This is a genomic window from Paenibacillus sp. AR247, from assembly GCF_002968895.1.
Lineage (GTDB): Bacteria > Bacillota > Bacilli > Paenibacillales > Paenibacillaceae > Paenibacillus_AQ > Paenibacillus_AQ favisporus.
This window is the reverse complement of the sequence record NZ_PCZT01000025.1, coordinates 201,536-206,947: the sequence shown is the minus strand read 5'-3', so window position 1 is coordinate 206,947 and position 5,412 is coordinate 201,536. Positions and strand designations below refer to the sequence as shown.

The following is a 5,412-nucleotide window of genomic DNA, read 5'->3' as shown; positions in this document are numbered from 1 at the left end:
TGCCGGCGGTCGTGTGCGGGCAGTAAATCAGCACCGTCCCCTCCTTGACCCCGCTCTGATGAACCAGCGAGATAATCTCGCGGGTAATATCCCTCATTTCGTCCCGTGACGCCGTACTTAATTCCAGGGTATGCAGCATGTTGTATGTCTCCTTTCCTAAAGTGTATTTTACCTGATATTGGACATGTCATAAGCCTATGATACAGCTGCCGCGCCGCATGCACAATGAACGGCTGGCCTATTCCTCTACAGGATAAAGTGAATCTAGAAAGAAGCTGGAGAGGGAACGGCAATCAGCAGCGTCTCCCCCTCGGCGATATTTTTGTAGCTATGCGGCGTTCGGGCATCGTAATAAATGCTGTCGCCTTCTTCGAGCGTGAACCGCTCATTTCCGAGGATAAACTCCAAACGTCCGGTATGGATAAAAAGAATTCCTCCCCTTCCGGGATGACCAACGCTGACGTCCCCTGATGTTGCACCTTTTTCGAGAACTCCCCAAATCGGTCCCATCTTGTTGCCGCTTCCATGACTGAGAGCATACCAAGTTATTCTGGAACCCTCGGAGTGAACGAGAGGTTTTCGTCGTTTTTTCTGATGACGATGCTTCGTTTCTCCTCGCCAAACAGATCGGTAAAATTCACACCCAGAGCGTTTGCTATACGCTTGAGAACGCTTAGGGATGGATTCACTTTGTCGCGTTCGATTTCGCTGAGAAAAGATAAAGAGATGGAGGCCATGGTAGAAACCTCTTTAAGCGTCAATTTTTGTTTTTTCTCGTATTTCGAATGATATCGCCGATTGAATTCATCTGAAGTCCTCCTCACCTGAAAATTTCGCTGTGAACGTAATTTTTACGTGTATCATATCGGATATTTGCAGTGGTATCAAGCACTTTGAAGCAGAGCGAATTACGCTGTAAAACCGTTGAAATATCAGGGGTTAAGAACTACTATTATATCAAGGTTGATGTTCAGTCTCATACCCGGGTATTTACGAATTCCTTCAACCATTTCCATATTGAGCGAAATTTTTGGGGTGCTTTCAGATCCCATTACAATAGTTGTCTCGAACGATCTACGATTTAGAAAGAAAACCGGAGGATTTCAAATGAACAAAGTCTATAAAGTAGGCGACGCAACCGTAACCCGTGTCACGGAAATGACGCTGAGCGGCGTCCCGCCGGAAGTTTATTTTGCGGGCTCGTGGGACCCGGCGTTTCTGGAAAAGAATCGGAATATCCTGCCTGCCGGGCTAATCGACGGGGATTCTCAACTTGTCGTTAGTATTGGAACTTGGGTCGTGAAGACTCCGGACCATACGATCCTTATTGATACCGCGACGGGAAACGATAAGAATCTTCCGTATAATCCGGAATTGTCCAATCTAAAGCTGCCGTATCTTGATCGTCTCCTGGAGGCAGGGGTTACGCCGGAAGACGTGGACTATGTCCTGTTGACGCATTTGCATGTGGATCATGTCGGCTGGAATACAAGGCTTGCAGGCGGTAAATGGATACCGACGTTCCCGAACGCCACCTATGTATTTCCGCTTTCGGAACAACAATATTACTCGAGCCCGGCCAGCCATAATAAAGAAAACGGACCTAACTTTAACGCATACGAAGAGAGCGTTCTGCCTGTTGTCGAAGCTGGAATGATAAAGACGATCTCTCCCGAGGGGGAGGAGTTCCTCGATATGTTCAAATTTATTCCGACTCCCGGCCATAGCATCGGTCAGATGTCGATCAGCCTTACGTCCGGCGGAGAAGAAGCTTTGTTCGGTGCTGACGTGATGCACCATCCGTTTCAGGTATATCATCCCGAGTGGAATTCCATGTATTGCGAATTCACGGAACAAGCACGCGTTTCCCGGCGCAGGGTATTGGATTATGTCGCGGATCGGCCCATCATTTATTTCAGTACCCATTTTCCGGGGAGTTCTGCGGGGTACGTGACTCGTGACGGCAACGGATTCAAATGGGAATTCATCTAATAAATTTACCTAATCACATTGAAAGGTGCTGACAACATGACGACAAACGATTTTAGGCACGATATACCGATTTTGACCGAAGACCATCGTATCCCCAGCGATACGTCCGGAATCGAACTATATGTACGCAACAAACGTCCGGCTTCCATGAACACGTTCACGAACGAGAAAACGATTGTCATGGTTCACGGTGCCACATATCCGATTGGTAGTTTGTATGACGTTGAATTGGATGGTTTCACGTTCTTGGACTATTTGGCAAGTCATGGTTACGACGTTTATGCCGTGGATGTACGCGGCTATGGAGGCTCGACGAGACCCCCTGAGATGGAGCAGTCGGAAGCACGAAGGAACGCTGGCTAAGCGCCGCCCCTGAAGATAAACGCGGCGATCTGATTCCGGAAGGCTGGTTCGAACAATGGACCGAAGCGACGTTAGCTTCCGATCCGGGAAGCCAAAGCGTCCATCCGGGACATATTCGGGCGACCAATGGGCCGATTCTGGACATCCGTGAATACTGGACGGCTAACAGAGCTTTTTATGAGCCCAAGGAGATCACGGTGCCTGTCCTTCTTGTTCACGCAGAATGGGACATCGATGTGCCTCTTGATTTGGCGCAAAACTTCTTCACGTCACTGACCGGCGCCGTTTATCGCCGCTGGGTAGAAATTGGGGAAGGAACGCACATGGTGCTGCTGGAGAAGAACAGGATGCAGGCTTTTCAAGCGATCCGCAGCTTCATGGACGAATCGTACATCCCGGCGAAATAACCCGGGTGCAGTGCCCAACGTTTCATATGCCTAAAACGAGGCCTGCGGCATGCTGCCGCAGGCTTTTTTCGTACCCACTTTTTTGAAAGAAGGCGAATCGTTTGCGATCCTATCTGCTTCTATTGTTTTGCGCATCGCTTTACGGTAGCAACTTCGTACTGGGCTCGCTTTTGCTGCAAGCATTTCCTGCGTTGCATCTATCGGCCTATCGGCTTGCCGTCTCCTCGGTGTTCCTGCTCGTTTATTTGAAGATTATAGAATTTATAAAATTCAGCGAAGCTGAACCATTCTATAATCGCAAGAAAAACTTCCGCTAAGCGCGGTCTGTCTTCTTGGAAGGTAACGGTATTCCCGGTATCGATCTGGAGCAAACCGCATGCTGAGATTCGTCCACACTATGGGTGGTGGCTTGTCTTAATTGGATCCGCGCTGCTTATCCAAGGATTATGCGCCGTCGTCTGGAACGCTCAAATTCGTCAGGTAGGTGCCGCGACCGCGTCCCTGTTTCTGAATTTGCAGCCATTTGTTGCGATGGTGTCAGGCTACTTCATTCTAGGTACGCCGATCAGCTACATGCAAGTTGCGGGTTCGGTGTTGATTATTTGCGGCGTCATCCTGGCAACCTTCCAAAGACGTTCGAAAAGAACTGCGCATGCCGATCAACTCCATATGTCCGTGGTGAAGCGATAACAGAGTGGAGTGCTGGGAGTTCCATCGCAGACGGTCTCGATGAGGCAAAGGATCATCACGGTTAGACCTTGACTTTGCCCCGAAACGGGCCGAATGTTTTGAACTGAAAAATGCAGGGCCTGCACTCGTGCAGGCTCTTTTCTTTGCGGCGTAAACGGAGACTGGAAATAAATCTATTTTTGTATTGACGGTGTGAGACAGTTTTTGGTAAAGTACTGATAAGCAAAAACCAAGTAGTCAAATAGGAATAATTTAATCTATAATGGAAATCATCAATCGTCAAGCGCCGACCGGGCCGATTCCCGGAGGCAGGGAGGGGTCAAGTGAATACACTGCTGCGACATAAAGGCTGGACCTGGGGTTTTCGAAGCACCGTTCTTCTTTATTTTGTACTGCTGGTCGTGCTCCCTTTGCTGGGAGTGTATTATCATTCGTTCTCGCTGGGATGGAGCGCTTTTGCGGAAAGCGTGAAAGACCCGATCGCGTGGAAATCCGTGCTCCTTACGCTGAAATTGGCCCTCGTGGCCACGATGATTAACGTTCTGATCGGTACGATGATCGGCTGGGTGATCGTCCGCTACCGTTTTCCGGGCAGATCGCTGCTGAACAGTCTGGTGGATCTCCCGTTTGCCCTGCCGACCGCGGTCGGGGGCCTCATGATTCTGCTTCTGCTCGGACCGGGCAGCCTGATCGGCGGAGCCGCCGAAGCGCTCGGTTTCGAAATTGTGTTCCATCAGCCGGCGATCGTCATCGCCATGGTGTTCGTCACATTCCCCTTCGTCATCCGCGCGGTGCAGCCGCTGCTGGAGGAGATCGATCCTTCCGAGGAGGAGGCGGCGCGGACACTGGGGGCTTCGGGCACCAATATCTTTTTCAAAGTTGTGCTGCCGTCCATGCTGCCGGGCATGCTCAGCGGAGGAATGCTGGCCTTCTCCCGGGCGCTGGCGGAGTTTGGGGCCGTCGTGCTCGTCGCCGGCAACATCCCGGGCCGAACGCTGATCGCCTCCGTGTTTATTTACGGGGAAGTTGAGAGCGACAATACTGCCGGGGCTGCTGCCGTGTCGATTCTGCTGCTGACGCTGTCTTTTGTCATACTCTGGGTCGTGAATTTTGTGCAGACGAAGGGGAAGAGAGCATGAAGAAACTGTGGATTACGCTGACATACCTGGTCTTTTTCCTGCTGCTGATCGCTCCCCTCGGCAAAATGGTCATGGGTGCCTTCGAAGGTGGTTTGGGCGGTCTGGGCGATGCCCTGGCAAGGCCCGAGGCGCTGCACGCCTTGATGATGACCGGGCTCATTGTCGTCACCGTGACGGTGCTGAACACGCTGCTTGGCATGATGATGGCCATCTATCTCGTTCGCGGCAGCTGGATGAGCGGCGGGCTCCGGCGGTTTCTGAACAGCATCGTCGACCTGCCGTATGCGGTGTCCCCCGTGATTGGGGGGCTGATGATCGTGCTCCTGCTGGGGCCGGGAAGCGCGGTGGGGGCCTTTTTCGAAGATATTGGCTTTAAAATCGTGTACGCCTTTCCGGGGATGGTCATTGCTACGCTGTTCGTCACTTTTCCACTCATGGTGCGCGAGGTGATGCCAGTGCTGCAGGAAATCGGGGCTCAGCAGGAAGAAGCCGCCTCGACGCTGGGGGCCTACGGCTGGACAACGTTCTGGAAAGTAACCTGGCCATCGATCCGCTGGGCGGTCATTTACGGCATCGTGCTGACGGTGGCGCGTTCGCTTGGCGAGTTCGGAGCGGTGCTCGTCGTATCGGGTAATATCATTAACAGGACCCAAACGGCGACGACGCTGGTATACCAGGACGTGGAAAATTTCAATGTCATTTCGGCCAACAGCGTTGCGCTGGTTCTGGCTGCTTTTTCGATAAGTCTGCTCCTCTTGATGGAATGGGCCAAAAAAAGAGGGAAGTGCGCTGATATGCATGTGGAAGTTCGCGGATTGAAC

The 5,412-nt window shown here is 51.7% G+C and carries 9 protein-coding genes; 6 read left to right on the top strand and 3 right to left on the bottom strand.

The features are described from left to right. The 3 genes from CPT76_RS33825 to CPT76_RS41020 all read right to left on the bottom strand — a co-directional run. A partial coding sequence (locus CPT76_RS33825; RefSeq protein WP_181153226.1) for a YjbQ family protein occupies positions 1-139 on the bottom strand: 139 nt, incomplete at its 3' end. 125 nt (positions 140-264) lie between these two features. Continuing rightward, positions 265-510: a cupin domain-containing protein gene (locus CPT76_RS41025; RefSeq protein ID WP_258169055.1), complete on the bottom strand. Its 246-nt coding sequence runs from the start codon at positions 508-510 to the stop codon at positions 265-267. 35 nt (positions 511-545) lie between these two features. Continuing rightward, positions 546-737 carry a helix-turn-helix domain-containing protein gene (locus CPT76_RS41020; RefSeq protein WP_258169054.1) on the bottom strand — a complete coding sequence of 64 codons (192 nt, stop codon included), beginning with the start codon at positions 735-737 and terminating at the stop codon, positions 546-548. A 370-nt stretch (positions 738-1,107) separates the two neighbouring features. Between CPT76_RS41020 and CPT76_RS33815 the strand changes: the two genes are divergently transcribed. The 6 genes from CPT76_RS33815 to CPT76_RS33795 all read left to right on the top strand — a co-directional run. Then, entirely contained in the window at positions 1,108-1,992 is an 885-nt protein-coding gene (locus tag CPT76_RS33815; protein ID WP_105446018.1) for an MBL fold metallo-hydrolase, read from the top strand. Between the two features lie 36 nt (positions 1,993-2,028). Next, positions 2,029-2,355, top strand: coding sequence for an alpha/beta hydrolase (locus tag CPT76_RS41015; protein ID WP_258169053.1), 327 nt, complete (start codon positions 2,029-2,031; stop codon positions 2,353-2,355). 197 nt (positions 2,356-2,552) lie between these two features. Continuing rightward, on the top strand, positions 2,553-2,762 hold the full coding sequence (locus tag CPT76_RS41010) for an alpha/beta hydrolase (RefSeq protein ID WP_258169052.1): 210 nt from the start codon (positions 2,553-2,555) through the stop codon (positions 2,760-2,762). 279 nt (positions 2,763-3,041) lie between these two features. Further along, a complete protein-coding gene (locus CPT76_RS41005) occupies positions 3,042-3,452 on the top strand; it encodes a DMT family transporter (RefSeq protein WP_308737725.1) in 411 nt (136 codons plus the stop codon). A 323-nt stretch (positions 3,453-3,775) separates the two neighbouring features. Next, positions 3,776-4,591, top strand: a complete 816-nt coding sequence (gene cysT, locus CPT76_RS33800; protein ID WP_105446017.1) for a sulfate ABC transporter permease subunit CysT — start codon at positions 3,776-3,778, stop codon at positions 4,589-4,591. Further along, positions 4,588-5,412 (top strand): sulfate ABC transporter permease subunit (locus CPT76_RS33795; protein WP_105446016.1); only part of this gene is annotated, 825 nt, incomplete at its 3' end. The genes cysT and CPT76_RS33795, both read left to right, overlap by 4 nt.

Excerpts from the sequence above, each read along its gene's own strand:
- CPT76_RS41020 (WP_258169054.1), bottom strand. The coding sequence starts at position 737 with ATGGCCTCCATCTCTTTATCTTTTCTCAGCGAAATCGAACGCGACAAA.
- CPT76_RS33815 (WP_105446018.1), top strand. The coding sequence starts at position 1,108 with ATGAACAAAGTCTATAAAGTAGGCGACGCAACCGTAACCCGTGTCACG.
- CPT76_RS41025 (WP_258169055.1), bottom strand. The coding sequence starts at position 510 with ATGGGACCGATTTGGGGAGTTCTCGAAAAAGGTGCAACATCAGGGGAC.
- CPT76_RS41015 (WP_258169053.1), top strand. The coding sequence starts at position 2,029 with ATGACGACAAACGATTTTAGGCACGATATACCGATTTTGACCGAAGAC.